We start from the raw sequence: 26177 nt of genomic DNA, 5'->3' as shown, positions 1-26177 counted from the left end.
TTTCTATGAGTAAGTACCACGACAATCAGGGGCTCGAGCTTGTGGGCGACGTTCAGGTGCTCGACCGCCACCACTTCTCCCGTAGTCTGGTCGGTCAGGTGTCCTGGTGGATTTTTCACTGGCGTCGCCCGCTTCTGATTTTTTTCATTCTATTGACGCTGCTGTTTACCTTCACCGCCACACGGCTGCGTGTGGAGGCGGGCTTTTCCAAGATGATCCCGCTGCAGCATGAGTACATGCAGTCCTTTCTCAAGTATCAGTCGGTTTTCGGCGGCGCCAACAAAGTATTGCTGGCGTTGAAGAACGAAAAGGGCGAGATCTTCGACCCCGGATTCATGGAGAGCTTGCATCAGGTCACCGAGGAAGTTTTCTACATCAAGGGCGTCGAGCGTAGCTCGGTCACTTCGTTGTTCACCTCCAATGTGCGCTACAACGAGGTGGTAGAAGACGGCTTCAGGGGCGGCAACATTGTTGCGGCCGACTTCTCCGGTACTCCAGAGCAACTGAAGGCAGTGCGCGAAAATGTGCTGAAGTCCGATTGGGTCGGCCGTATCGTCTCCAATGACTTGAGCGCCGCCATGGTGGTGGCGAACTTGCAGGAAGTGGACCCGGAGACCGGCTTGCGCCTGGATCTGCAAGCGGTCAGCCAGTCCCTGGAGGCGATTCGCGCCAAGCACGAAAAAGATGGCGTCAGCGTGCACATCATTGGCTTCGCCAAGTCGACCGGGGATATCGCGGACGGTGCCGCCGGGGTCCTGCTGTTCTTCGCCGTGGCCTTCGTGATCACCGCACTGTTGCTTTATTGGTATTGCGGCTCGCTGATGCTGACGTCCTGGGCATTGGTTTGCGCCATGGTCCCGGTGGTATGGCTACTGGGTCTACTGCCGCTGTTGGGGTTGGCCCTCGACCCCATGTCGATTTTGGTGCCGTTCCTGATTTTCTCCATTGGTGTCTCCCATGCGGTGCAGATGACCAACGCCTGGAAACTGGAAGTGTTGCATGGTCACGACAGCATTACCGCTTCGCGCAATTGCTTCCAGAAACTCTTCATACCAGGTGCCATGGCGCTGCTGGCCAATGCACTGGGGTTCCTGGTAATCGCCTTCGTGCAGATCGAGATGGTGCGGGAACTGGCCATCACCGCTACCTTGGGGGTCAGCCTGATGATCCTCACCAACAAACTGCTGTTGCCGATCCTGCTGTCTTACATGCGTATTTCAGCCAAGGATGCCGAGCGCCTGCGGGGCAAGGAAACCTCTGGGGACTGGTTGTGGGAGCACCTGGGGGGGTTGGCAACCCGCAAGGGCAGTGTGCCGGTCATCCTGATTGCGATGGTTCTGCTCGGCGTCGGCATGTGGCAGGCGGGAAAGTTGAAGGTGGGAGACACGGGGCAGGGTGTCCCGGAGCTGCGTGCCGATTCGCGTTATAACCAGGACGTGGCGATGGTCACCCGTAACTTCGCCATCGGCGTTGACCTGTTGCAGGTGGTGGTTGAGGCAAAGGGCAACGAGTCGCCCTGTGTTGATCGCAACATTCTGGGCAAAGTCGAAGATTTCGAATTCGAGATGAAGCAGACCCCGGGTGTCGGTACGGTGCGAGGGCTGGCGGGCTATGTCGGGCAGATCACCCAGGGCTACGCGGAAACCTTCATCAAATGGCGCACCATTCCCGAGGAGCAGGCGCAAATTGCCCAAGGCGTGGGGTTCGCTACGCGCCTTGGCAATGAACTGATGAACTCCACCTGCAGTGCCATGCCGATCTCGCTGTACACCGAAGATCACCAGGCCTCGACTATCAGCAACATCATCGAAAGGATAAAAGCGTTCAAGGTAACCCACGACGGCGATGATCTTCGTTTTCAGCTGGCCAGTGGCAATGTCGGGGTAATGGCCGCGACCAATGAGGCGGTCGAGGCGGCGGACAAGTGGGTGAATCTCGCGCTTTTCGGCTCGGTGACCTTACTCTGCCTGCTGAGCTTTCGCTCGCTGCGTATCACCCTGTGCATCATCCTTCCACTGGCGCTGGTCACGGTGCTGTGCAACGGGTTGATGGCATGGCTGGGTATTGGTCTGAAGGTCAACACGCTACCGGTGGTGGCTCTGGGCGTCGGGGTCGGCGTGGATTACGGCATTTACTTGTTCGAGCGGATCAAGCACGAAATGCATTCACGTCATTCGGACCTGCGTCAGGCGTTTGTCGAAGCGCTAAAGCAGCGTGGCACTGCCTCGTTGTTCACCGCCATGACAATGACGGTGTCCGTGTCCACGTGGGTGTTTTCCACCCTCAAGTTCCAGGCCGACATGGGCGTGCTGTTGGCGTTCATGTTTCTGGTCAATGTCTGGGGCGCCATCCTGTTGCTACCGGCACTGGCGGCATGGCTGCTACCGCCGGTGCAGGCTGGCAAGCATCCTGAACAGCCACCCGCAAACTAACTCCATGCAGTACTTTGGCGGCCTTCGGGCCGTCTTTTTTTTTGGGTGGAGTCAGGGGGGCTATGCTTGTATCGATACGCTTGGGCATCTGTCAGTTTGCTGCAAAGGAGTGGAGATGTCGCCCCGTAAGAAAAAGCCAGCCAACGTAACAGTCAACAAACTCACCGCCACAATAAATGAACCCGTTTTTCGCTCGCGTAAAGAGCGTATGAGCGCTGGGGAGCGATTGAGATAGAGCCTGCCGTATTCGTTACACGCCGAATGGAAACTGCGCGTAAGCATCATGACCCCAATGAAACGTTGGAAGAGTCAAACCGTTACCGGCAACCCAGTCTGGTACCTCTACGCTACGGGCGCATGCTGCGTAGCCCCCTAAATAGACCAGCAACCCTACGGATTGAGAAAACCAGTCAGAAAGCCCTTCGCCACTAAGTCTTTTGACGGGCGCTTGATCCAGTCTCATATGTCCGGAAAGTAAGGCCAAGGCCAGTAATCTGGAGGCCAGGTACATCAGAATGATCACACCGCTGACCATACCTAAGCATCTTCAGCGCACATTTGAGCGGCTGGCCAGTCGCTCAAATGGTGAGTTGTGCCAATAGCGCCCCTTATTTCAGATTGCCGCTGAGGAACTGCTGCAGGCGTTCGCTTTTTGGGTTGCCCAATACGTCCTCGGGCGCCCCCTGTTCTTCGACCCGCCCCTGATGCAGGAACAGCACCTGGTTCGACACTTTGCGCGCAAAGCTCATTTCGTGGGTCACCATGATCATGGTGCGGCCTTCTTCGGCCAGGCCCTGGATCACTTTGAGCACTTCGCCCACCAGTTCCGGGTCCAGGGCCGAAGTCGGCTCGTCGAACAGCATGATCTCCGGTTCCATGCTCAGGGCACGGGCAATGGCGACCCGCTGTTGCTGGCCACCCGAGAGGAACGCCGGGTATTGGTCGGCCACCCGCGACGGCAGGCCCACCTTGTCCAGGTAGCGCCGGGCGCGTTCCTCTGCATCTTTCTTGCTGACGCCCAGCACCCGGCGTGGGGCCATGGTGATGTTTTCCAGCACCGTCATGTGGCTCCACAGGTTGAAGTGCTGGAACACCATCGCCAGGCGAGTACGGAGGCGTTGCAGTTCATTGGCGTCGGCCACCCGCATGCCGTGGCGGTCATGGACCATTTGAATCGGCTGGTTGTCCAGGCTCATGGCGCCGTCGTCGGGCGTTTCCAGGAAGTTGATGCAACGCAGAAAGGTGCTCTTGCCCGAACCACTGGCGCCGATCAGGCTGATGACGTCGCCGGTCTTGGCGTTTAGCGAAACGCCCTTGAGGACTTCATGGTTGCCGTAGCTTTTGTGCAGGTTTTCAACGGTCAGTTTGTACATGAACAAGCATCCTGAATTAGTGAGCCGGGCCGAGGAAAGACAACCAGCGGCGTTCTGCCAGGCGGAACAGGCCGACCAGAGAGAAAGTGACGGCCAGGTAGATCAACGCGGCAATGCCGAACGACTGGAAGGTCAGGAAGGTCGCCGAGTTGGCGTCCCGTGCGACTTTCAGGATGTCCGGGATGGTCGCGGTGAAGGCCACGGTGGTCGAGTGCAGCATCAGAATCACTTCGTTGCTGTAGTAAGGCAGCGAACGACGCAGGGCCGATGGCATGATCACATAGGCATACAGCTTCCAGCCGGTCAGGCCGTAAGCCTTGGCGGCCTCGACTTCGCCGTGGTTCATGCTGCGAATGGCCCCGGCGAAGATCTCCGTGGTGTAGGCGCAGGTGTTCAGGGCGAAGGCCAGGATGGTGCAGTTCATTGCATCGCGAAAGAACGCATCCAGTACTGGCTGAGCGCGCACGGCGGCCAGGCTGTAAATGCCGGTGTAGCAAATCAGCAGCTGAATATAGAGTGGCGTACCCCGAAACAGATAGGTGTAGAACTGCACCGGCCAGCGCACCCAGACATTGGTTGAGACCCGGGCAATCGACAGCGGGATCGACATCACGAAGCCGAAGAAGATCGAGGCGCTGAGCAGCCAGAGGGTCATGGCCAGCCCGGTGATGTGATTGCCGTCCTGGAACAGGAACGGTTTCCAGTATTCCTGCAGTAGCTCGATCATCGCACGGCCTCCCGGGTGCCTGCGGCGTAGAAGATTTCCATCCGGCGCAAGACGTAGTTCGAAACGGTGGTTATCACCAGATAGATCAGGGCGGCCAGCAGCAGGAAGAAGAACAGTTGATAGGAGCTCTTGCCCGCGTCCTGAGCCACCTTGACCAGATCGGCCAGGCCAATGATCGACACCAGCGCGGTGGCCTTGAGAATCACCATCCAGTTGTTGCCGATGCCCGGCAGGGCAAAGCGCATCATTTGCGGGAACACCACTAAGCGAAAGCGCTGGGCTCGGGTCAGGCCGTAGGCGGTGGCCGCTTCCATCTGCCCTCGCGGTACGGCGAGGATGGCGCCGCGGAAGGTTTCAGTGAAATACGCCCCGTAGATGAAACCCAGGGTAATGACCCCGGCGCTGAAGGGGTTGATCTCGATGTATTCCCATTCCATGAAATCGGTGAACGAGGTCAGCCAGGTTTGCAGGCTGTAGAAAATCAGCAGCATCAGCACCAGGTCCGGCACTCCGCGGATCAGCGTGGTGTAGGCCTGCGCAGGGACGCGTAGCAGTGCCGATCTTGAAAGCTTGGCACTGGCGCCGATCAGGCCCAGGCCAACGCTTACCAGCAAGCACAGAAAGGATAATTTGACAGTCATCCACGAGCCTTGCAGCAGCAGCGGGCCGAAGCCCTTGAGGCTGAAGCCTGACAGCCCCAGAATCGTCAACAGGTTTTCTAGCATTGGGCAGCCCTACATCAATCAAAAAAGGACCCATCCGCAAATGGGCGCAGGGTCATTATTTGCCGCTGTACAGATTCAGATCGCCAAAGTGCTTCTGTTGGACGGCCGCATAGGTGCCATTGTCGTGCAGCGCCTTGATACCTTTGTTCAGCAAGGCCTGGAGCTCGGCGTTGCCTTTGGTCAGGCCCACGGCGGTTTTGGCTGGCAGTAGCGGGCTTTCGACCGGCTCGCTGACCTGGAAGTCGACGCCTGGTGGCGACTTCAGGAAACCCAGTTCGGCTTGCAGCATGTCCTGGATCGAGGCATCGAGACGTCCGGAGATCAGGTCAGCGTAGACCTGGTCCTGGTTGGCGTACGCCTGGGTTTCTACCCCGGCCTTGTCCAACACCGCCTTGGCGTAGGCTTCCTGGATGGTGCCTTGCTCGTAGCCGACTTTCTTGCCCTTGAGGGAGGCCGGATCGGTGCCGACGGCCGCACCTTTCTTGAATACCAGCGCGGTCGGGCCAGAGAACAGCTCGCTCGAGAAGTCGATGACCTTCTCACGCGCCGGGGTAACGGTCATGGAGGAGATCACGCCGTCGAACTTGTTGGCCTTGAGGCCGGGAATCATGCCGTCGAAGTCGCTTTCGACCCACTTGCACTTGACCTTCAGCTCAGCGCAGATCGCGTTGCCCAAGTCGATATCGAAACCCACCAGGCTGCCATCGGCAGCCTTGGATTCGAACGGCGCATAAGAAGGGTCGACGCCAAAACGCAACTCCTTGTACTCCTTCGCCAGTGCAGAACCGGCAGTCACACACAAAGCCAATGCAGAAAAGGTCAGAAATGTTTTTTTCATTGTTTTTATTCCTAAGGACCAAAATAAGCGCTTGTGGCACATGAGCACGGCTATGGATCTCACTTTGGAAAAAGCAATACCCAACAGCTCGCGCTCTTGGCGAACAAGGAGCTAGTGCACCCGGGGAGAGGAGTCTAGAGGCAATCGTGTACGACAATAAGACGCAGAATGCGTTGATTTGACGAGTTATTGGTCATTATGACGAGCAATAGTGAACATATGATGCTTTGGCTGGTGCCACTGCAGAAAAACCACCCCAATAAAGGCTATGTTGCCGACTAACGAGAAACACCCTCCGAAAATGGGTCAGAGCGTCCGAAGCAACTCAACCGGCGTATCGGCGTTGCGCAGCCTTCAACAAATTCAGTCCATTTGCCCAACGATTGCTGTTAGCTGGGAGTTGCCCAAAGGTGACCGTCTGCTTTTGGCCGTTCTCCATCACATACAACAGCGACACGATGGAGTCGGTGGGACAGTGTGCGAGTCAGGATACTTTGCATGAATTCCTTCGTACGACCCGCGCCGGGCAGGTCGCTTGTGGAATGAAGGCGGTTCTACGCCAGGCCAGGTGTGCGGGGCATTGCGCCGCCGGGCGCTGCATTCCACCGACGAGTGTGGATGATTCATCGCGGTGAAGTCTGTTCGCTAGCGAACATAGGCCATGTCAAACGCGGGGGCTGGGTCACTCAAGGTGGACAGTCGCTCAGGACTCCTGCGCTAAACCTGCTACGGCCTGCAAGAGTCTGGGCATGTTTTCCAGGGCTTTTTTTCTGGCTTCAGTAAATCGGTTCAACACTGCAAGCTTTTCAGGATCCCCCTCCTGCAGGCTTCTCAACACGGTTGGCAAAAGGTGCAAGTGGCACTGCGCAAGCCAGTTGGACAGCCCCGCATGGTGCTTCCATTGCCGCTGATTGCCAAGATAAGCGGCCCACATCCTGACCCAGTCCACCGGTGAGCGTGGCAATGGGACAAACCCGCATAGTTTGTTCATCTGCATCTGATCGTCGAGGTGGCTTTCCACGTAGGCGATGACTGCGGCACTGAACAGGATCTGATAACTGCTGACTGTCACCAGGTTGATACGATTGCCATCAAACGCTTTCACGCTTCCCTCAGGAATAATCGGGACAGCGCTGGCGCTGCAGTCGATATAAAGGGCGTCGGGATCTGCAGCGATGCTGCCCCTTTCGAGGGATATACGGCTGGCTTCAATCGCGCAAACCCGCCCCAGGCGCACGACATTGCTTATGCGCCGCAGCGCACGCAATTCCCCCTGTGAAATGGTCGCAGCGCGGAAGGCGGTGGGCTCGACGGCTTGATCGATGCGCAACAGTTCGCCGGCACTTTCGAGTCTGAGGAAGAGGTCCGGGATCGAATCTGCAGCACCTATCGCTTCGAACTGGTTCGCGAGACTGCCGATCGTTCGTACAACATTCTCCTGGCCGGGTTGAAAGTTGGCGCGATCCAACAGCCAGGGGGCGTTTGGAACGATCCATTGAATCCTGCCGGGTGCCACGCCATTTTGCAGCAGCCACAGGCAGGCATCGATACCGGTCTTTCCTCCCCCCACCACCACGTAACGCGAGCAAGGCTGTCCGACCTTTGGCAAGTCGTTGAGCGGTATGCACCGTATACCGGGCTCGACCCGGTAATGCGGTGGATGGGTCGAAGGAACGGCTGTCTGTGCCATAGTCGCATCCACCAGCTTCCTTCGTACCCGGACAGCCTTGCTTTCGCCGGTAAGCAAGGAGGTGATGCAATGACTATCGCTGCGATCACCTTCGTAGTTGTGCATCGGAAAATAGTGCACCCGACCTGATGGCAAGAATCGATGCTGCATGAGCTGATCGAAGTAACTGACAACTTCGCTGCCTGAGGCCAATTCATATAAGCCACCGCCCCATTCGGATTCGTCCTTTTGCCCGGAACCCAACTCGCAGGAGTTGACGCCATAGAAGGCAGACGGCTGGTGCAGGCGGACGAACGAGTAGGCATCGTTCCAGTGTCCACCCGGTTGAGCGTGTCGATCCACCATCAGCACACTCGCATCCGATTGATCGAGCAACGTATCGACGAAGGCCATGGCGGTTGCCCCCGCGCCAACAACCAGATAGTCCGTCTCCAGGGTGGTTGTGTTCATTGGAATGCCCTAATGAAGGTTGAAAGTACTCCTCCATCGAATCAGGCTAGTTCTTTTCGCTCGTCGTAAAAGAACAGTTGCTCCTTGTCTACATAGCCAACAGGTTTAAAGATTCTCCAGAACCCATGACACTTAATCTGCCTGTTGGTCAAAGGGGCGTATTGGAAGAACCCACAGCCGCAAGCAGACGTTCATTGCCCCGTCACTCAGGCAAATGCAGCCTCTACAAATGCCTCTAGCGCCTTGTCTTCCAGGATTTCGATAGAGAAGTGCCCGAAGCGCTTGGGCAACCAGATGATGCGTGTCCCGGACGGGGATTGCAGGTTCGCGCGGGCCAATGGCTTGCCGTTTTCATCTTCTGGCTGAACACCGGCGACCATCAATTCGTCATAGGCCTTCTCGATGTCGGGGGTCGAATAGCAGTGGCGATAAATCATCCCTTCACCCGAGGCGTCCAGTAGCTCCCTCAGGTTCCCGGCCAGCGGCTGTACCAGCATGAAACGCTCTTGACCGATCAGCGCAATCGCGTAGCGCACGTGCAGGCCACCTCGTTCCCAGACGAGTGTCTTGGAGATCCTGGCGTTCAGTATCTGCGCGTAGTAGGCACAGGCTTCGTCGAGATTCTTGACCAGTACATCGATGTGACTGAACTTCAGTTCCATTGCATGCCTCCTGCTGCCCCGGCGTCCTGGTGTCCTGGTGTCCCAATGATGAAAAGCTGTCTATGCCTGGCCTTGGCTTGATCGACCCTGCCAATCGCGCAGCCATTGCAAGCCCTTGGAGGTGTCGCCGCGCGGCCTGTACTCGCAACCCACCCAACCGGTGTACCCCAGTTGATCGATCAGCTCGAACAGGTAGGGATAGTTCAGCTCGTTGTTCATGTCCGGTTCGTGGCGATCCGGCACGCCGGCGATCTGGATATGGCCGATGTTGGCGAAATCCCGTCGCAGCTTCGTCGCCACGTCACCCTCGACGATCTGGCAATGGTAGACGTCGAACTGGACTTTGAGGTTGGCCTGGCCGACCTCTTTGCAGATGGCCTGGGCCTGATGTTGGTGGTTGAGGAAGAACCCCGGCATGTCGCGGGTGTTGATCGGCTCCAGCAATACGGTGATGCCAGCCTTGGCCGCTTGTGTCGCTGCGTGGCTGAGGTTTTCCAGGTAGGTTTGCTGGTGCCTGGCGCGATCCGCTTCGTTGGCCAGCAGGCCGGCCATGACATGGATGCGGTCGTTGCCCAGTACCGTGGCGTATTCCAGGGCCTTGTCGAAACCGGCGCGGAACTCCGACTCACGGCCTGGCAAGGACACGGTGCCTTTTTCGCCGGCCGCGATATTGCCAGGCGGTGCGTTGAACAGGGCCTGGACCAGGCCATTGTCGTCGAGCCGCTGTTTCAATTGCTGTGGGCTGTAGTCGTAGGGGGACATGTATTCCACGGCCTGAAATCCATCGGCGGCGGCGGCGGCGAAACGGTCAAGAAAGTCATGTTCGGGGTAGAGCATGCTGAGGTTGGCAGCGAAACGAGGCATGAAGACTCCTGCGGTCAAAAAATCAATCTGTGGGTTACCACTGCACACCAAAGGCTTCGTGCAATTCATCCACCGCCTGGGGCAGCGGCGACAGGATGTCATCCTCATGCCAGACACCGGCTAGCGTCAATGCCACCCGGTGGGTCGAGTGGATGTGGACCACGCCTCGTCTGTGCACCTCTCAGTCGAGATGACTGCCCACCACGTCGACTATCCGTTGAGCAATCTGCACGGCGTGGGTCTCCAGCGCGAAGTGGCCGGTATCGAGCATCTCGACCACCGCATTGGGGTTGTCACGCTTGTAGGCCTCGGCACCCGACGGAATGAAAAACGGATCGCCCTTGCCCCAGATCGCCAGCGTCGGCACTTGGGCATCGCGCAAGAATTGCTGGAACGCCGGGTACAGCTTCAGGTTGTTCCGATAGTCATAAAACAGATCGAGCTGAATGCCCTTGTTGCCGGGCCGTTCCAGCAATAGCGCGTCCAGATGATAACCCTCGGGTGCAATGAGATCGGGGTTGCTCACGCCTTCCACATACTGCCAGCGCGTGCCTTCCAGGTGCAGGATGGCATCGTTGATCACCTGGCGGTTGCCGGGGGACGGCTCGTCCCAATACCGGCGGATCGGCGCCCAGGCATCCCCCAGGCCTTCGAGATAGGCATTGCCGTTCTGCGAAACGATCGCGCTAACCCGCTCCGGGTACGCCAGCGCCAGGCGCAGGCCGACCGGCGCCCCATAGTCGAAGAAGTACATCCCGTAACGCTTGAGGCCCAGCACATCGACGAACTGGCGGATCGTCTCGCCGATGGCATCGAAGGTGTAGACGTAGTGGCGTTCGGCGGGCACCTCGGTGAAACCGAAACCGGGCAGATCCGGCGCAATCAGGCGGTATTTGTCGGCGAGCCGCGGGATCAGGTCCCGGAATTGGTGGGACGAGCTGGGAAAGCCGTGCAACAGCAAGAGTACGGGAGCGTCGGCAGCACCGGCCTCGCGGTAGAAAACCCTGATGCCGTCGGCTTCGACGAATTTGCAGACAACGGTGGTGTGCGGGAGCGTGGTAATGGCGGATCTCCATTGTAACTGTTTAAAGTTATTTATACGGGTTACATATTTTCATTTTGCACAGACTTTGTAACTGGTCAAATCTTTTTTGTGGGTTACAATCCGTGCATCGATTCCCGGGAGATTTCCATGATTGACGCCGTCGCCACGCCTGACTTGCCTGTACCGTTGGTGCTGGCCGACCATCCGGCGCTGGATCTGCTGAACACCCGAAGGGTGGTCGATGGCCAGCGGCGCGACCTGCTCAACAGCGATGCCGACGCGGCGCGCTGGCTGGAGCAGATCGGTTTCGGTCTGGCGACGGACGTGGCGGTGGGTGACGGGCAGTTGCTTGCCCGGTTGCGCAAGCTGCGCGACTGCATCGAGGGCCTGCTCGCCGCCCGTCGAGAGAACCGCGTGGCGGATCCGGCAGTGCTTAATGCCTTTCTGCTGCGGGTCGTGCCGCAACTGGTGTGGGAGGAGGCGGGCGCGCCGGTGCTGGATCGCTTGCACCAGGGCGATGCCGGCCACCAGCGTCTGGGCAGGCTCGCTTACGCCGCCGCGCAGTTGCTGGCCGAAGGCGATTTCAGCCTGGTCCGCAAATGCGAAAGCGCCGAATGTTCATTGATGTTTTACGACCGCACCAAATCGCACAAACGACGCTGGTGCAGCATGGCGCTCTGCGGAAACCGGCATAAGGTCGCCGAATTCCGCAAGCGACGTCAGGGTGTCGCGGACTGAAGGCCATGACGCTGCGGGGTATTGGCGGGGCGGCGACCCGGTCAGCCTGAACCACAGTCATCCGATCTTTCATCGCGCGTTGCTGCCGGTGAAGACCGCCTCGTCGAAGGGTGCACGTTGAAATTTCCTGCCGCCATCACACTCATCCATGGCGCTTTGTGCGAAAACCCGCTCGTTTGCCCAGGGTTTTTGCACGAATCTGCACCGTTGTCGCTCGTATCATTTCACTCGGTAAAAACGCTGAGCATTTGCGATGACAAAAAACACGACACTGTGGGACATCAGTCCACCCTTGAGTAGCAAAACACCGACCTGGCCGGGGGACACGCCTTTTCTGGAAGAGCGGGTCTGGACCTACGGTCCCGAGTGCCCGGTGAATGTCGGACGCATCACCCTGTCACCGCACACCGGTGCCCACGTCGATGCGCCGCTGCATTACAGCGCTGACGGCGCGGCGATTGGTGAGGTCGCGTTGGATGTGTATATCGGGCCTTGCCGCGTTTTGCATTGTCTGGACAGCGGCGACCTGGTGCAGCCCGGGCAACTGGAAGGGCGTTTGCACGATGTGCCCGAGCGTGTGCTGCTGCGGACCTATCGCCAGGCACCGCTGGCTGCCTGGGATCCGGCGTTCACGGCCGTTGCCAGGGAAACCATCGATTTGTTGGCCAGCCTGGGTGTGAGGTTGATCGGCATCGATACGCCGTCACTGGACCCGCAGCAATCCAAAACGATGGATTCGCACCGAGCCGTGGCCCGTCACGGCATGGCCATTCTTGAGGGGGTCGTGCTCGATGACGTGCCGGAAGGGGATTACGAGTTGATCGCGTTGCCGCTACGTTTTGCCAACCTCGACGCCAGCCCGGTCCGGGCGATTTTGCGGCCGTTGGGTACACATCAACGCGAGTGACCCTTTCGGCCACCGGAACCGGGCGCCGGTTCCGGTAGCGGGTGTCAGGCGTTACTCTCGGTGAATTTTTCGTAGTACAGCTGCACGCTTTCCAGTGCTTGTGCCTGCAACCAGGTCTTGATCGATTCAACCATCGGCGGCGGCCCGCAGACGTACATGTCGACCGGGCCGTCGCGCAGTTCGGCGACGTCGAAGTGTTCGGCGATGTAGCCGCGCTTGCCGGTCCAGTGCGGCGACGGTTCGCTGACCACCTCGGTGTATCGCAGCCCCGGGAGGCGTTGCGTATACGCCTGGATGCGCGCCTGTTCGCACAGGTCGGCCGCATCGCGCACGCCGTAGTACAAATGCACGGGTTGCTCGCAGCCGCGTTCAGCGAGTTCGTCGAGCATGCCCAGCAAGGCAGACAGTCCGGTGCCGCCAGCCACCAGGATCAGTGGCCGGGCGACGTGCCGCAGATAAAAAGCCCCCAGCGGTGCTTCCAGAACGATGGGGTCACCCACCTGACAGCGGTCGCGGATGTAGTTGCTCATCACGCCATCGGGCAGCAGGCGAATCAGAAACTGCAGCCGATTGCTGACGCCCGGCCGGTTGGCGAAGGAGTAGGAACGCTTGTTCTCGGTCCCCGGAATCTGCAGCCGGGCGTACTGCCCGGGCAGGTAATCCAGCGACTGGCCCACATCGCCCAGATCCAGATGCAGGATCGCCGTGCTGGCCGACACCTGTTTGACCTCGGTGACCGTTGCCGTGAGTTGATCGGGGCCAGCGGCGTTGCACAGACTGGAAGCGAAGTCGAAATAGAACGCGGCGTCGGATTTGACCCGGGTCTGGCAGGTGAGCATTTTGCGTTGTTGCAGGTCCTGGCTGGAGAGGGCTTCCTCATCCACATAGTCCTGGCTGTAATCGCCCGACTCGCAGCGCCCCTGGCAGGTTCCGCAGACGCCTTCGCGGCAATCCAGGGGTATGTTGATGCCATTGCGCAGGGCGGCGTCGAGCAGGATTTCATTGGCCTGCACAGGGAAGAACAGCGTTTTGCCGTCGGCAAAGCTGAACGCGACTTTATGGTTCATGCCCGGTCTCCCTGGGTTCAGAGGTGATAGAAGTCGAGTACCGAATTGATGGTGTCGTTGAGCAGCAACACATGCTTGCGAACGATCAGCCAGCTATCGGCGTGGGGCTTGAGGCGGTAGGTCGCGCGGCCGAAAAACTGTTCGGCCGTGGCCAGGCGGTAATACAGGGTGTGCCAGTTCAACTGCACTTGCAGTTCATCGTTTTCCAGGGGGGCGATCCGCACGTTGCTGATCTGATGCAGGGTGCGCGGCATCGGCGTCGAGGACGCGGACTTGCCCGTGCGCAGGCGGAACACGCGGTCCTCCAGGCCTGAACGGTTGGGGTAGTAGATCAGCGACATTTCGCGTTTGGGGTCGCGGGTGTAGACGTGTTCGGAGTCCCATTGCGGCAAGTGGAACTCGCTGTGCTCGGCGAACAGCTGGACATAGGCATCCCAGTCCTGGGCGTCGCACAGTTCGGATTTGCGATAGAAAAACTGTTCGATGCGGTACTGCAGTTGCGCATTCATCATTGCACCTCACGGAGTTTCAGGGATTTGGCGTCCAGGCCGTCGAGCAGGAATGTCTGCCAGTTGCTGTGCTGGTTGACGTAAAGCCCTTCATGGGTGAATTCGGTGCCGGTCATGGCCGGGGCAATGCCGATCGCTTCGCTGTTGGGCGTGGCGCCGCTGGCCCAGCGGTGACTGCCGCGGGAGATATCGCTCCAGCGTTCCAGGCGCGCCTGGAAGCCACGCTGGGCTTCACGGAATTCCACCAGGTCATCCGGCGTGCCCAAACCCGAGACGTTGAAGAAATCCTCGAACTGGCGAATGCGGTTTTCGCGGTCGGCGTCCGACTCGTTCTTGACCCCCAGGCACTGGCTGATGATTTCGGTCTTGTTCCACGCCACCGGACGGATGATGCGCAATTGCGAGCTGATCTGATCGAGGAAAAACAGGCTTGGATAGATGTTCAGGTTGCGCAGGCGATGCATCATCCACTCGGCCTTTTGCTGGCCATGTTCTTCGATCAGCCGCGGCATGATCGTCGCGTAGCCGGAGCGTACCGAAGGGTTGGGCATGTCGCTGAACAGCAGGCTGTGACCGTTGTTGAACGCGAACCAGCCATCATCGGTATTGGCGTCGCCGGCGCCGAGCTTGCTGTAGTCGAGGGTGCTGCTGGCGGCGTTGCCGTTTTCGCTGTTGACCTGCTGGCGATGCTGCACCGTGGCGACGTAGTTGTAGTGGACGGTGCTGACGTGATAACCGTCGAGGCCGTTTTCGTTTTGCAGCTTCCAGTTGCCGTCGTAGGTGTAGGCCGATTTGCCGGGCAGTACTTCCAGCTCACCGGTGGGCGACTGGGCGACCATCATGTCGAAGAACACTTTGGCATCGCCGAGGAAGTCTTCCAGGCTGTTGTCGGCGTGCACATCCAGGCTGATGAAGACGAAACCCTTGTAGCTCTGGATGCGGGCTTTTTTCAGACCGCGCGTGGCTTTGTCGAAGCCTTCCGGGTACTCGCCCGGTGCCTTGACCTTGACCAGGCGGCCATCGCTTTTGTAGCACCAGGCATGGAACGGGCAGGTGAAGGTCGACTGATTGCCCTTGCCCACGCGGGTCAGCGTCGTGCCGCGATGCTGGCAGGCATTGATCAGTGCATTGAGCTGACCCTCACCGTCGCGGGTAATGATCATCGGCTGGCGGCCGGCGCGCAGGGTCACGAAGTCGTGGTTGTTGGCCAGTTCGCTTTCGTGGCAGGCGTAGATCCAGTTCTTCTCGAAGATCAGTTCCATCTCCAGATCGAACAGCTGCGGCTCGGTGAACATCTCCCGGGCGATGCGGAAAACACCTTCTGCGGGACGGAAGTCCAGGCAGCTTTCGATAAACGTTTTCCATTGCTCGACGTTTCTTTCGCCACTCATGGTGTGCACCTTTTTTTATTCGGCTAATCGGTGCGCTCATTAGAGAAGCGGGGCGGGTGATGGTCTATCCGATAAGTTGGCGAAGGCAGTCCGTAAAATTGGGGGGCAGGTAACAGTCGATTGGGCAGCGATGACACAAATCCGCCACCAGGTGATAAACGGCTGCACCTGATGGCGCCAATCAGATACTGTTTTGCACGACGTCGAGTGCGGATCGAGGGCTTTTGCGGCTTCGCCAGCCATGTCTTGTCCGCTTAGTTGCCAATCACTATCCGTTAAGTGGGCGCCGACGTTTTATGGCGTGGAAGTTGCTCCTTTGCAGCCTGACAAGCGCCCCCAGAGCGCGCAGAACCAAACTCCGTGAGTGCACCCTGATGAGTAGCAAAGTGGATCCGCAGTTTCGCGACATTCGTGTCGACAGCGATGACCTGGAGGCTGCCAGAAGCTGGATGTCCGGTATCTGCGGACCCCATCGACTCGTGAGCGCGACCCCCGAACGGATCCGCTTTCATCACAACGCCAACATGTTCAAATCGATGGCCACCACCCTGGGCACCATCGAATACGGTACCGACGTCACCATCGATATCGAAGACGCCGAGCACTTCAGCAGCTATAGCCTGAGCCTGCCGTTGTCGGGCGAACAGGAGCTGAGCAAGGCGGGCAGCGTGGTCAGGTCCGACCGCGATCAAGGGGTCATCATTTCCCCCAATGAACACCAACTGCTGGCAATTTCCGGTGACTGTCGCAAGGTCCAGGTGGTGATTACCCGAGTGGCGATGAGCGAGGCTCTGGAAGGGATGCTGCAACGGCCGCTGGATGCGCCGCTGCGCTTCGAACCGATGATGGATGCGATCGAAGGGGCATCGGCGTCGTGGTGGCGCATGGCGCGTTATTTCATCGACGAGATGGAACGAAGCAGTGAACTCTTCGAGCAGGTGGCCTTCACCCGGGACATTGAAAGCTCGCTGATCAAAGGCTTGATCCTCGCCCAGCCCAACAACTATTCGCAGGAACTGCGGGACGCGTTGGGCGTGAAGTTGCCGCACTACCTGGTCAGGGCTCGACAGTACATCCATGACAACGCCCGCGAAGCGTTGCACCTGGAGGACATCGAAGCCGCAGCCGGCGTTTCACGCTTCAAATTGTTCGACGCATTCAGGAAGTACTTCGCCTTGTCGCCCATGGCCTACCTGAAAAAGTATCGCCTGAATGCCGTACGCCAGGAGATTCTCGAGCACGGCTCGTCACGCAACATTTCCGGGATAGCCATGGGCTGGGGGTTCATGCACCTGGGGCGTTTTTCCACCGAGTACCGCAAACTGTTCGACGAGACCCCGAGCATGACGTTGCAGCGCAAGGAGGCCCGGCGCCTGCACGGGCTCTGAAGAACGCTGCGCTCTTACTTGCGTACCACCAGATCAAGCAACTGCTCGCGCTCCTTGATTTTCTGCAGGACGATCTCCGAACGTATGTCGGTGACGCCGGCGGTGCGGTTGAGGTGATTGACGATGAAATCCGAGAAGTGTTTGAGGTTGCGGGCCTGGACCCGCAACACATAGTTGCTCGCCCCGGTAATGACATAGGCGGTGACCACCTCCGGCCACTGCTGGACCTTCTTGATGAAGGTCTCGTGCCAGTCCTCGACGTCCTGTCGCAACGACACATGGACGATGGCTTCCAGCTCGATGCCCAACCGCTCGGCATTCAGCACCGCGCGATAGCCGGTGATGATTCCTTCGCTTTCCAGCAGGCGCAACCGACGCAGACAGGCCGACGGTGACAAGGCGACTTTCTCCGCCAGTTCCTGATTGCTGATTCGGCCATCCTGTTGCAGCTGATGCAGGATTCGCAGGTCTGTCGAGTCAAGATTCATGGTTTGAATAAATCCGCGTTTATTGAGGTCAGGTTCGAATTATCTGCGAAATAACTACTACATGGCTGGTTACTTTGCACGAAAATTCTCCAAAGATTCGTTCATTATCTCTCTACCCAAAGGCAGGTTGATCGCCTTGAACCAGGGCGCCTGATCCGGCTGATGCAACCCGCCCGGATGGCGTCCCAAAACAAAAAACAGGACACCCGATGACGACAAGAAACAGTTGCCTGGCGCTTGATGCCCAGGACGCTCTGGCGCCCCTGCGCCAGCAATTCGCGCTCCCCGAAGGGATTATCTATCTCGATGGCAATTCCCTCGGTGCGCGGCCGGTCGCGGCATTGGCGCGGGCACAAGCGGTGGTCGCCGAGGAATGGGGCAATGGCTTGATCCGCAGCTGGAACAGTGCCGGCTGGCGCGAGCTGTCCGAGCGTCTGGGCGACCGCCTGGCGGGTTTGATCGGCGCGGGGGCGGGGGAGGTCGTGGTGACCGATACCACCTCGATCAACCTGTTCAAAGTGCTGAGCGCTGCCTTGCGCGTACAGGCCACAAGGTCACCGCAGCGGCGAGTGATCGTCAGCGAATCAAGCAATTTTCCCACCGACCTGTACATCGCCGAAGGCCTCGCGCAGATGCTGCAGCAGGGTTATACCCTGCGCCTGGTCGACAGTCCTGAAGCCTTGCCGCAAGCCATTGACCAGGACACGGCGGTGGTCATGCTCACCCACGTCAATTACAAGACCGGCTACATGCACGACATGCAGGCCCTGACCGCGCTGACCCACGAATGTGGCGCGCTGGCCATCTGGGATCTGGCGCATTCCGCAGGCGCAGTACCGGTCGACCTGCACCAGGCCGGTGCCGACTACGCCATCGGCTGCACCTACAAGTACCTCAATGGCGGGCCGGGCTCGCAGGCTTTTGTCTGGGTTTCGCCGTCATTGTGCGATCTGGTGCCACAACCCTTGTCCGGCTGGTTCGGCCACTCGCGGCAATTCGCCATGGAGTCGCATTACGAGCCAAGCAGCGGCATCGCGCGTTACCTGTGCGGCACTCAACCGATCACCTCATTGGCGATGGTCGAGTGCGGCCTGAACGTGTTCGCCCAGACCGACATGGCCAGCCTGCGCCGCAAATCCCTGGCCCTGACGGACCTGTTCATCGAACTGGTCGAGCAGCGTTGCGCGGCTCACGAACTGAAGTTGATCACCCCGCGTGAGCACACCAGACGCGGCAGTCATGTCAGCTTCGAACACCCCGAAGGTTATGCGGTGATCCAGGCCCTGATCGACCGTGGCGTGATTGGTGACTATCGCGAGCCGCGCATCATGCGGTTCGGTTTCACCCCGTTGTACACAACCTTCACCGAAGTCTGGGACGCGGTGCAGATCCTCGGCGAGATCCTCGACCGGAACATCTGGTCGCAAGCGCGATACCAGGTTCGCCACAGCGTGACTTGAAACCTGCGGCGTCCTGGTCCAGCTGCGGGCATTTTCCCGCGGCGGGCGTTCGGTCGCCGGCAATAACCAGTTCTGCAATCACAATAATAAGGAGCACGCAGAATGAAACTGTCCCTCTGGCCTGCCTTGCCGCTCGCCATCTCCAGTTGCCTTGGCCAAATGGCCTGTGCCGCCTCTGACAACGGATTTGTCGAAGACAGCAGCCTGACACTGACCAATCGCAACTTCTATTTCTACCGCAACAACCTCAACAACCCGGGCGGTCAGAACTATCGGGACGAGTGGGCCCACGGGATCATCCTCGACTACCGCTCCGGCTACACCCAGGGAACGGTGGGTTTTGGGGTCGATGCCTACGCGCAGTTGGGCATCAAGCTCGACAGTGGCAAGGGGCGCACGGGCACAGGGTTGTTGCCGGTCGATTCCGATGGCCGTCCCGAGGATGAGTACTCCGAAGCCGGTGGTGCGCTGAAGGCGCGGATTTCGCAGACCGAGCTCAAGTACGGCAACCTGACACCGCTCAATCCGGTGTTCGGCACCGGCAATGCGCGACTGTTCACCAGCAGTGCCACCGGCTTCCAGCTGACCAGCAATGAGCTCAAGGCATTGCAACTGGACATTGGCCACTTCACTGCCGGCAACGACAATAATTCGACCAATGCCGATGGCGCCCTTAAAGCGCTGTACGCCGGGGTGGAAACCCGCAGCGTCGATTACCTGGGCGGCAGCTATGCGCTGGGCGATCAGTTGAGTGTCAGCCTGTACGGTTCGCAGTTCACCGACATCTGGCGGCAGTACTACGGCAACGTCAATTACACCCATGTGCTGACGCCAGACCAGTCGCTGAACCTGGATTTCAATCTCTACCGCACCCACGATAACGGCGACAGCCTGGCCGGCAGGATCGACAACACCACCTGGTCGTTTGCCACCGCTTACAGGTTCGGCGCCCATCGGTTGACCCTGGCGTACCAGCGGGTCGATGGCGAAGAGCCGTTCGATTACCTGGGTTTCGACCAGCAACCGGGCACGTCGATTTTTCTCGCCAACTCGATTCAGGTCCTCGACTTCAACGCCCCCAACGAACGCTCCTGGCAACTGCGCTATGACCTGGACATGGCGCCTTTCGGCGTGCCGGGGCTGAGCTTCATGTCGCGCTACGTCAGTGGCGACCACATCGATGACAGCCATTACGACGGCGGCCCCAATGGCGCCTATGGACGTTACGGCGATGACGGCAAGCGCTGGGAACGCGACCTCGAGGCGCGCTATGTCGTGCAGTCGGGCAAGGCCAGGGACCTATCAATACGCGTGCGTCAGGCCAGTGTGCGCTCCACCGCGCAAGTCGCCCGGGCCGACACCACGGACAACAACGAAATCCGGGTGATCGTCGAGTATCCACTGAGTATTTTCTGATCCGTGTCCTGCTGTGCGTGGCTGATCCCCACCGTTAAACCCACGACGTGCTCTTCAAGAAAGACAAAATCCAGAGGACATAGAAATGACCGATAACTGCGGTTTCGAAACGATATCCAACCGTGAACATGGCCTGCGGCGTCAATTGACGTCGGGGCAGATGAGCATGATCGCCATTGGGGGTGCAATCGGCACCGGGCTGTTCATGGGCAGCGCCTATGCCATTGGTTATGCCGGGCCGAGCGTGCTGTTGAGCTATGCCATTGGCGCAATCATCACCTTGCTGCTGATGGGCTGCCTGGCGGAAATGACCGTGGCCCATTCGACCTCGGGTTCGTTCGGCGCCTATGCCGAATTTTATGTCAGCCCGCTGGCCGGGTTCCTGGTGCGCTATGCCTATTGGGCGGCGATTGTGCTCGCGGTCGGTACGGAAGTGACGGCGGTGGCGATGTACATGAAGTACTGGTTTGCCAACGTGCCGGAATGGATCTGGATCGTCTCGTTCTCCAGCGTGTTGATCGTGCTCAATGCCATCAGCGTGAAGACCTTCGGTACCTTCGAGTACTGGTTCTCGACCATCAAGATCGGCGCGATTGTCGGCTTCATTATCCTGGCGGTGTATGTGGTGTTCGGTTCCGGCAATCCGGAATACGGTGTGCACAATTACACCGCTCACGGCGGCTTTTTCCCCAATGGCCTGCAAGGGATGTGGATCGCGGTGATCGTGTCGATCTTCAGCTACCTGAGCGTGGAGATGATCGCGGTGGCTGCCGGTGAGGCGAAGGATCCGGAGCAGGCGGTGAAGAAAGCCTTTCGCGGGACTATTGTGCGCCTGGTGGTGTTCTACCTGTTGACCCTGGCATTGATGCTGGCGATCGTGCCTTGGGTCCAGGCTGGCCATGCCCAGAGTCCGTTCGTCACGGTCATGCAGGCCATCGGTATTCCCGGCGCCACCGGTGTGATGAACTTCGTGATCCTGATTGCGGCGTTGTCGGCGATGAACAGCCAGTTGTACATCACCACGCGCATGATGTTCAGCCTGTCTCGAGCCGGCTACGCGCCAAAATCCATGGGGGCATTGAGCAAGACCGGGATCCCGTTGAACGCGCTGTTGCTTTCCAGTTCAGGGATCGCCCTGGCGACCTTGCTCAACATCCTGTACCCGGAAAGTTCGTTCACCCTGATGATGGCAATCTCGATGTTCGGCGCGATCTTTACCTGGTTCATGATCTTCCTCACTCACTACTGTTTCCGTCGTTTTCATGAACGCAATGGCAACCGTAAACTGTCGTTCCGCATGCGTCTGTTTCCCTACAGCACATTGTTGGGGTTGGTCCTGATGGGGGCCGTGATGGTCACGACCTACTTCACTGAAGCCTTCAAGATGACCCTGGTGTTCGGTGTGCCGTTCTTGCTGGTGCTGTCGGTTGTCTACGGTATTTTCTTCAGGAAAACCAAGGCCGTTACGGTGCTCAATCCGCAGCCCAGGGGCTAGACCGAAGGGAGCCCCGCAGTGGCGGGGCGCCTTTGTTTGTAAAGCCCGGCCGAATATCTGTTGACCAGACTGTTTCGTACCAACAGACTTTCCCCTTTTGTGTATTCCTAAAGGTCTGTCTGATGCGTAAGTCATTCACTGTCGTGGCATTAAGCCTTCTTGTATCGCAGTACTCCCTCGCTGGCGAAACCACCAATACGGCTATCGGTGGCGGTGTCGGCGGCGCCCTTGGCAGCGTGGTCGGTCAGGCTGTGGGAGGTAGCACCGGCGCTGCAATCGGAGCCGGCGTCGGTGGCGCGGCCGGGGGCGCAATGACCGCCAAGAGTGGCAAGAAGACCGAGTCGGCTATTGGCGGAGGTCTCGGTGCAGCGGGTGGCCAGGTCATCGGCAACAGTGTCGGTGGTTCCACCGGCGGCCTGATCGGTGCGGGTCTGGGCGGCGCAGCAGGTGGTGCGATCGGCAACAATCTGGCCGATGACGACGACCACCACGATTCCGGCTACAAGCAAAAGAATAAACACAAGAATAAACATAAACACAAACATCACGACTGATCGCGGGTGCCGAGAGCCGAGACTAAGCCGAGACCCTGAACCTGTGGTGAGGGAGCTTGCTCCCCCGCCACAGGTCGCAGTGGGTATCCATGCAGAAGCGGGGGACGATCATGGTGTCCACGTCGGCGGCGACGACGACAGCCGGACCTGAAGCGGCCTGATGCCCCATGCAAAACCCGGGGAACCGGTTCTGCAAGGGAGCACGCAAAAGATACTGCCTGCATTCATGGGAATATTTCCCACGCAGCTATACTTGGGTTAACTGTCCAGGAATGCGCTGAATGCAATCGTCTACCTTGCCCACCTCGCTCCTCAAAGCCTTGCGCCATGTCATGCGGCCGCTGGTACGCCTGATGCTGCGCAAAGGCGTCACGTACCTGGTTTTCGCCGACCTGCTCAAGGAGGTTTTCGTCGATGTGGCGGACCGTGAGTTCCGTCTGGACGACAAGGCACCGACCGACAGCCGCATCAGCCTGCTCACCGGCGTGCATCGCAAGGACGTACGGCGTTTGCGCAACAGCGGCGACCCCGCTACTTCCACGCTTCCGGAAAACATCACCTTCGGTGCGCAACTGGTCAACGCCTGGACCCGCACACCCTTCTGCAACGACGCCGGCCAGCCGTTGCCGCTGCCTCGCTTGGCCAGTGTCGGCGGCGACTGTTCCTTCGATGCGCTGGTGGCGAAGGTCAGCACGGACATCCGGGCGCGGGTGGTACTGGACGAATGGCTGCGCCTGGGCGTCGTGCGCCTTGACGAACAGGAGCGTGTACACCTGGAAGCCCAGGCCTTCGTGCCGCAAAAGGGCTTCGATGAGAAAGCGGCTTACCTGGGGCATAACCTGCACGATCATGCCTGCGCTGCGGTACACAACTTGAGCGGCGAAGCCCCGGCCTTTTTTGAACGCAGCGTCCACTATGACGCACTGGCCCCGATGAGCGTCGAGGCGCTGCGCGAGGCCGTTGCCAGCGAGGGAATGCAGGCCCTGTTGAGCTTCAACCGACTCGCCGCCGAGCTGGAATTTCGCGACCTGCCCAGCCTCGAACCGCGTCAGCGCATTACGGTCGGCCTGTACTTCTACACTGAAGCTTGCGACCCCAACTCACCGACGGCTCCCAAGCCATGACCATCAATCTGCGCCTGATTCGAGCAGCCGCCCTCGCTCTGGGCCTCGGGCATGCGATTGTGTTGCAAGCCGCGCCGGCCTGTGTCAGCCAGAATGACGCGGGCAGCAGTGAAGTGCCGCTCATCCAGGCTCCGGGTGGCACCGGCGGTACGGGCGCGGCGCCTGGTGGCATGGGCGGTACGGGCATCGGTACCGACAACGGCGGGGTGGGCGGTACCGGCGCACCGCTGAACAAACGCCCCGGCGGCATTGGCGGCACCGGTGCCGTTGCCGGCGGCGTGGGTGGCACGGGCATCAACAACGACAACGACAACGGCGGGATCGGTGGCACCGGGATTGTCGGCACCATCACCGGGTTCGCCTCGATCTGCGTCAATGGCATGGAAGTGCACTTCAACAAAAATGTCCCTGTCAGCGAGAACGGCATTGCCGCCACCAGCACCCGCCTGGCAGTTGGCCAAGTGGTTGCCGTGCAAGCGTTCAATTCCCGGCGCGGTCTGGAGGCCGGGCGCATTGCTATCCTGCATGTCTACGAAGGACCTTTGACTGCCCTGCCCAGAGACTCCCTGCCTATGCGTGTCATGGGTCAACCGGTACGCCTGGCCAACGGTGCTCAAGTCGCTCCCGGTCTGCGTGCAGGTGATCCTGTTCGGGTCAGTGGGCTGCGCGATGCCCGGGGTGAAGTGGTGGCCAGCCGCATCGACCGTGCGCCCGGCCTCAAGGAGGCCAGCGCCATCGGCCCGGTCGATCGCAGCGGTTATCTGCAGGGCCTCAAACTCGGCAACCATCCGGGACCGGCGCAGGAAATGCTGGTGCGCGGCCACTGGTCGGGCCGCGAGCTGGAGGTGAGCCAAAGTCGCCCCGACCCGAGCCTGCCATTCATTGGCCGTGCACACAATGCGGTGATCGAGGGCCTGGTACAGGGCCGACAAGACCGTCGCCTGGTGGTGGGCGGCTTTAACGTGACGATGGCGCGCGACACCGTGTTTGTCGGTGTGCAGTCATCGCAGCTGACGCTGGATCGACGCGTGCGGATCACCGGCGTCTTCAGCGGCGCACGGGACGTGCAGGCCACGCGTATCGAATTGCCCCGCGAGCGCTCCGATTCGCCAGCCGGCAACCAGCACGGGCGGCTTCGAAACAGCGAGCAAAACACGGACGACTCAAGTGGCCCGGGCAATTCGGGCCGCTCGGAGGATTTCAACAGCGCCGGCGACTCGAGCGGCTCCAACAGCTCCGGCAACTCGCGGGATTCGGGGAACTCGGGCAGTGACAGGAGCGGCCGTTCCGAGAGCGGTGGCAGCGTCGTCGACGATACTCGCCACGGGGGCAATGACAGTCATGGCGGTGGCGACAGGATCGAACGCGTGGATGTGGACGTGGACAAGTCCGGCAAGTCGGAGCGAATCGAGAAGGTCGAGCAATCCGGCAAAGTCGAGAGAGTGGAGAGGGTAGAGAAGGTAGAGAAAGTCGAAAAAGTCGAAAAAGTCGAAAAAGTTGAACGTCCGGAGAAAGTCGAGAAAGTCGATCGGCCAGAAAAGGTTGAGAAAGTAGACAAGGTTGATCGGCCAGAAAAAGTCGAAAAAGTCGAAAAAGTCGAGACTGTTGAAAAAGTCGACCGCTCTGGCAAGTCGGGTTAAACAGTGAAGGCATGATGCACTTGCGCCATAAGTCACTAGGCTGTGTAAGTCACGCAACAAAGCCTGCGTGTGAACTTCGATGACGCAAGACACGAGGTGAACATGGACCCCAAGCGCATCCTGCTCGTCGGTTGGCTGGCCAGCCTGGCCTTGCCGGCCCTGGCTGATACCTTCTCGACCTCAATCGGAACCGACTACTCCCGGGGCGATTATGGCACCGGCACCACTTCCGAAACCTGGTACGTCCCGCTGGTGGGCAAATACGAAACCGGTCCCATGACCTACAAGCTCACGGTGCCCTGGCTGCGGATCACCAATCCTTCGGTCGGCCCTGACGGCGAGCCGTTGCCCGGCGGTTGCGACAAAGTGGAAAGCGGTTTGGGCGACACTGTTGCCGGTGCCGACTATGCCGTGCTTGACGGCAATATTGGCGGGCTGTTCGTGGACCTGATCGGCAAGGTCAAGTTGCCCACCGCCGACGAAGACAAGTGCCTGGGCACCGGAAAAACCGACTATTCCGCCCAGGTCGATGTCGCCAAAGCCTTCGGCCGGGTGACCGGGTTCGCCACGCTGGGCTGGAAAAAATTCGGCGATCCGTCGGGCTCCGACTTCGACAACCCGATATTCGCCGGCCTCGGCTTCGCCATGCCCGTGTTCGCGCGCACTTCGGCGGGGGTGTCCTACGACTGGCGGCAGAAGGTCGTATCCACGGGCGACCAGATCAAGGAACTCACCCTCTTCCTCACGCACAAGCTCAATCAGAACTGGAAATTTCAGTTGTATGCCGTCAAGGGGTATTCCGATGCGAGCCCGGATGGCGAGGCTGGACTGGTGTTCACCCACACCTACTGATACTCGCCTGTTTCCCGGCCCTGATGCGCTTAGTCGTTTCAACCCAGGCCTGCGCCTGCTCCAGTCCTGATGTTCGGTCGTTGACACACGGGCTGACAGAACTAATCTATAGGTGTGGGAATATTTCCCACGCACAGATGCCGACTGGCTCTGAAGGATCGTTCGGAAACCGCAGTTGCTTGTTTTTGCTGCAAATTAATGGCCGTGCCGGTTGGCTGGCCGCTCCAATGGGCGGCCGGGAACTCACTGGACATTGCGTTCGATACGGACATGACTACGCAACTCCAAGCGGAGGTGCATCATGCTTCTCAAAAAATGTTTGTTGGCCCTGGCAATTGGCGC

23 protein-coding genes and 1 pseudogene are annotated in these 26177 nt (G+C 59.3%); 11 read left to right on the top strand and 13 right to left on the bottom strand.

The annotated features are described in order from the left end of the window. Nucleotides 1–5 precede the first annotated feature (5 nt). Nucleotides 6–2432 carry an RND family transporter gene (locus BSF40_RS24445; protein WP_095967143.1) on the top strand — a complete coding sequence of 809 codons (2427 nt, stop codon included), beginning with the start codon at nucleotides 6–8 and terminating at the stop codon, nucleotides 2430–2432. A gap of 608 nt (nucleotides 2433–3040) precedes the next feature. On the opposite strand, the gene BSF40_RS24435 is transcribed toward BSF40_RS24445, so the two are convergent. From BSF40_RS24435 to BSF40_RS24400, 9 genes and pseudogenes are all read right to left on the bottom strand, one after another. Further along, a complete protein-coding gene (locus tag BSF40_RS24435; protein ID WP_095967142.1) occupies nucleotides 3041–3805 on the bottom strand; it encodes an ABC transporter ATP-binding protein in 765 nt (254 codons plus the stop codon). A 16-nt stretch (nucleotides 3806–3821) separates the two neighbouring features. Next, the gene (locus tag BSF40_RS24430; protein WP_007994172.1) at nucleotides 3822–4532 is read right to left on the bottom strand and encodes an ABC transporter permease; all 711 of its coding nucleotides are present in this window, start codon (nucleotides 4530–4532) and stop codon (nucleotides 3822–3824) included. Then, nucleotides 4529–5257 (bottom strand): ABC transporter permease, encoded by a 729-nt coding sequence (locus BSF40_RS24425; protein ID WP_095967141.1) that lies wholly within the window; start codon nucleotides 5255–5257, stop codon nucleotides 4529–4531. The genes BSF40_RS24430 and BSF40_RS24425 overlap by 4 nt, the downstream gene beginning before the upstream one ends. Before the next feature lie 55 nt (nucleotides 5258–5312). Further along, nucleotides 5313–6095: a transporter substrate-binding domain-containing protein gene (locus tag BSF40_RS24420; RefSeq protein ID WP_095967140.1), complete on the bottom strand. Its 783-nt coding sequence runs from the start codon at nucleotides 6093–6095 to the stop codon at nucleotides 5313–5315. 703 nt (nucleotides 6096–6798) lie between these two features. Next, entirely contained in the window at nucleotides 6799–8235 is a 1437-nt protein-coding gene (locus BSF40_RS24415) for an FAD/NAD(P)-binding protein (protein ID WP_095967139.1), read from the bottom strand. A 206-nt stretch (nucleotides 8236–8441) separates the two neighbouring features. After that, complete coding sequence (locus BSF40_RS24410; protein ID WP_095967138.1) at nucleotides 8442–8897, bottom strand: VOC family protein; 456 nt, start codon at nucleotides 8895–8897, stop codon at nucleotides 8442–8444. Between the two features lie 60 nt (nucleotides 8898–8957). Beyond that, nucleotides 8958–9761, bottom strand: coding sequence for a 2-oxo-tetronate isomerase (otnI, locus tag BSF40_RS24405; protein WP_095967137.1), 804 nt, complete (start codon nucleotides 9759–9761; stop codon nucleotides 8958–8960). A gap of 82 nt (nucleotides 9762–9843) precedes the next feature. Then, a pseudogene (locus BSF40_RS33605) lies at nucleotides 9844–9927 on the bottom strand (aldolase); the annotation flags it as partial. A 15-nt stretch (nucleotides 9928–9942) separates the two neighbouring features. Next, nucleotides 9943–10824: an alpha/beta fold hydrolase gene (locus BSF40_RS24400; RefSeq protein ID WP_095967136.1), complete on the bottom strand. Its 882-nt coding sequence runs from the start codon at nucleotides 10822–10824 to the stop codon at nucleotides 9943–9945. 129 nt (nucleotides 10825–10953) lie between these two features. On the opposite strand from BSF40_RS24400, the gene BSF40_RS24395 reads away from it, so the two are divergent. Continuing rightward, entirely contained in the window at nucleotides 10954–11544 is a 591-nt protein-coding gene (locus BSF40_RS24395) for an ABATE domain-containing protein (RefSeq protein WP_095967135.1), read from the top strand. Between the two features lie 253 nt (nucleotides 11545–11797). Beyond that, nucleotides 11798–12451, top strand: coding sequence for an arylformamidase (gene kynB / locus BSF40_RS24390; protein WP_095967134.1), 654 nt, complete (start codon nucleotides 11798–11800; stop codon nucleotides 12449–12451). Between the two features lie 44 nt (nucleotides 12452–12495). On the opposite strand, the gene antC is transcribed toward kynB, so the two are convergent. Genes antC through antA form a run of 3 tightly spaced genes read right to left on the bottom strand, consistent with a single transcriptional unit; the run spans nucleotide 12496 to nucleotide 15418 of the window. Further along, nucleotides 12496–13518: an anthranilate 1,2-dioxygenase electron transfer component AntC gene (gene antC / locus BSF40_RS24385; protein ID WP_095967133.1), complete on the bottom strand. Its 1023-nt coding sequence runs from the start codon at nucleotides 13516–13518 to the stop codon at nucleotides 12496–12498. Nucleotides 13519–13535: 17 nt separating this feature from the next. Continuing rightward, nucleotides 13536–14027, bottom strand: a complete 492-nt coding sequence (gene antB / locus BSF40_RS24380; RefSeq protein ID WP_007971272.1) for an anthranilate 1,2-dioxygenase small subunit — start codon at nucleotides 14025–14027, stop codon at nucleotides 13536–13538. Further along, on the bottom strand, nucleotides 14027–15418 hold the full coding sequence (gene antA, locus BSF40_RS24375; RefSeq protein WP_095967132.1) for an anthranilate 1,2-dioxygenase large subunit: 1392 nt from the start codon (nucleotides 15416–15418) through the stop codon (nucleotides 14027–14029). Before antA ends, antB begins: the two co-directional genes overlap by 1 nt. Before the next feature lie 374 nt (nucleotides 15419–15792). On the opposite strand from antA, the gene BSF40_RS24370 reads away from it, so the two are divergent. Then, the gene (locus BSF40_RS24370) at nucleotides 15793–16806 is read left to right on the top strand and encodes a helix-turn-helix domain-containing protein (RefSeq protein ID WP_095967131.1); all 1014 of its coding nucleotides are present in this window, start codon (nucleotides 15793–15795) and stop codon (nucleotides 16804–16806) included. 14 nt (nucleotides 16807–16820) lie between these two features. Here BSF40_RS24370 and BSF40_RS24365 read toward each other — a convergent pair whose 3' ends face one another. Then, on the bottom strand, nucleotides 16821–17294 hold the full coding sequence (locus BSF40_RS24365) for an Lrp/AsnC family transcriptional regulator (RefSeq protein ID WP_007971266.1): 474 nt from the start codon (nucleotides 17292–17294) through the stop codon (nucleotides 16821–16823). 209 nt (nucleotides 17295–17503) lie between these two features. Here BSF40_RS24365 and kynU point away from each other — a divergent pair, with 209 nt between their 5' ends. The 7 genes from kynU (at nucleotide 17504) to BSF40_RS24330 (ending at nucleotide 25835) form a co-directional block, all read left to right on the top strand. Beyond that, nucleotides 17504–18754 (top strand): kynureninase, encoded by a 1251-nt coding sequence (gene kynU / locus BSF40_RS24360; protein ID WP_095967130.1) that lies wholly within the window; start codon nucleotides 17504–17506, stop codon nucleotides 18752–18754. 102 nt (nucleotides 18755–18856) lie between these two features. Continuing rightward, nucleotides 18857–20170, top strand: a complete 1314-nt coding sequence (locus BSF40_RS24355; RefSeq protein WP_095967129.1) for an OprD family porin — start codon at nucleotides 18857–18859, stop codon at nucleotides 20168–20170. An 85-nt stretch (nucleotides 20171–20255) separates the two neighbouring features. Beyond that, nucleotides 20256–21665: an amino acid permease gene (locus BSF40_RS24350; protein ID WP_095967128.1), complete on the top strand. Its 1410-nt coding sequence runs from the start codon at nucleotides 20256–20258 to the stop codon at nucleotides 21663–21665. Between the two features lie 122 nt (nucleotides 21666–21787). Further along, a complete protein-coding gene (locus tag BSF40_RS24345; RefSeq protein WP_095967127.1) occupies nucleotides 21788–22219 on the top strand; it encodes a glycine zipper domain-containing protein in 432 nt (143 codons plus the stop codon). A 281-nt stretch (nucleotides 22220–22500) separates the two neighbouring features. Next, nucleotides 22501–23343 (top strand): DUF6502 family protein, encoded by an 843-nt coding sequence (locus tag BSF40_RS24340; RefSeq protein WP_095967126.1) that lies wholly within the window; start codon nucleotides 22501–22503, stop codon nucleotides 23341–23343. Next, complete coding sequence (locus BSF40_RS24335; protein ID WP_095967125.1) at nucleotides 23340–24983, top strand: DUF5666 domain-containing protein; 1644 nt, start codon at nucleotides 23340–23342, stop codon at nucleotides 24981–24983. The genes BSF40_RS24340 and BSF40_RS24335 overlap by 4 nt, the downstream gene beginning before the upstream one ends. 102 nt (nucleotides 24984–25085) lie before the next feature. Then, on the top strand, nucleotides 25086–25835 hold the full coding sequence (locus BSF40_RS24330; RefSeq protein ID WP_095967124.1) for a hypothetical protein: 750 nt from the start codon (nucleotides 25086–25088) through the stop codon (nucleotides 25833–25835). Nucleotides 25836–26177: the final 342 nt, after the last annotated feature.

Source organism: Pseudomonas sp. ACN5 (assembly GCF_002303975.1).
GTDB classification, from domain to species: Bacteria; Pseudomonadota; Gammaproteobacteria; order Pseudomonadales; family Pseudomonadaceae; genus Aquipseudomonas; species Aquipseudomonas laurylsulfatiphila.
The sequence above is the reverse complement of the archived record's forward strand: the minus strand, read 5'-3'. Positions and strand labels throughout refer to the sequence as shown.

Bases quoted from the DNA above. Each gene is read 5' to 3' on its own strand.
- BSF40_RS24445 (WP_095967143.1), top strand. From the start codon at position 6: ATGAGTAAGTACCACGACAATCAGGGGCTCGAGCTTGTGGGCGACGTT.
- BSF40_RS24435 (WP_095967142.1), bottom strand. From the start codon at position 3,805: ATGTACAAACTGACCGTTGAAAACCTGCACAAAAGCTACGGCAACCAT.
- BSF40_RS24430 (WP_007994172.1), bottom strand. From the start codon at position 4,532: ATGATCGAGCTACTGCAGGAATACTGGAAACCGTTCCTGTTCCAGGAC.
- BSF40_RS24425 (WP_095967141.1), bottom strand. From the start codon at position 5,257: ATGCTAGAAAACCTGTTGACGATTCTGGGGCTGTCAGGCTTCAGCCTC.
- BSF40_RS24420 (WP_095967140.1), bottom strand. From the start codon at position 6,095: ATGAAAAAAACATTTCTGACCTTTTCTGCATTGGCTTTGTGTGTGACT.
- BSF40_RS24415 (WP_095967139.1), bottom strand. From the start codon at position 8,235: ATGAACACAACCACCCTGGAGACGGACTATCTGGTTGTTGGCGCGGGG.
- BSF40_RS24410 (WP_095967138.1), bottom strand. From the start codon at position 8,897: ATGGAACTGAAGTTCAGTCACATCGATGTACTGGTCAAGAATCTCGAC.
- otnI (WP_095967137.1), bottom strand. From the start codon at position 9,761: ATGCCTCGTTTCGCTGCCAACCTCAGCATGCTCTACCCCGAACATGAC.
- BSF40_RS24395 (WP_095967135.1), top strand. From the start codon at position 10,954: ATGATTGACGCCGTCGCCACGCCTGACTTGCCTGTACCGTTGGTGCTG.
- kynB (WP_095967134.1), top strand. From the start codon at position 11,798: ATGACAAAAAACACGACACTGTGGGACATCAGTCCACCCTTGAGTAGC.
- antC (WP_095967133.1), bottom strand. From the start codon at position 13,518: ATGAACCATAAAGTCGCGTTCAGCTTTGCCGACGGCAAAACGCTGTTC.
- antB (WP_007971272.1), bottom strand. From the start codon at position 14,027: ATGAATGCGCAACTGCAGTACCGCATCGAACAGTTTTTCTATCGCAAA.
- antA (WP_095967132.1), bottom strand. From the start codon at position 15,418: ATGAGTGGCGAAAGAAACGTCGAGCAATGGAAAACGTTTATCGAAAGC.
- BSF40_RS24370 (WP_095967131.1), top strand. From the start codon at position 15,793: ATGAGTAGCAAAGTGGATCCGCAGTTTCGCGACATTCGTGTCGACAGC.
- BSF40_RS24365 (WP_007971266.1), bottom strand. From the start codon at position 17,294: ATGAATCTTGACTCGACAGACCTGCGAATCCTGCATCAGCTGCAACAG.
- kynU (WP_095967130.1), top strand. From the start codon at position 17,504: ATGACGACAAGAAACAGTTGCCTGGCGCTTGATGCCCAGGACGCTCTG.
- BSF40_RS24355 (WP_095967129.1), top strand. From the start codon at position 18,857: ATGAAACTGTCCCTCTGGCCTGCCTTGCCGCTCGCCATCTCCAGTTGC.
- BSF40_RS24350 (WP_095967128.1), top strand. From the start codon at position 20,256: ATGACCGATAACTGCGGTTTCGAAACGATATCCAACCGTGAACATGGC.
- BSF40_RS24345 (WP_095967127.1), top strand. From the start codon at position 21,788: ATGCGTAAGTCATTCACTGTCGTGGCATTAAGCCTTCTTGTATCGCAG.
- BSF40_RS24340 (WP_095967126.1), top strand. From the start codon at position 22,501: ATGCAATCGTCTACCTTGCCCACCTCGCTCCTCAAAGCCTTGCGCCAT.
- BSF40_RS24335 (WP_095967125.1), top strand. From the start codon at position 23,340: ATGACCATCAATCTGCGCCTGATTCGAGCAGCCGCCCTCGCTCTGGGC.
- BSF40_RS24330 (WP_095967124.1), top strand. From the start codon at position 25,086: ATGGACCCCAAGCGCATCCTGCTCGTCGGTTGGCTGGCCAGCCTGGCC.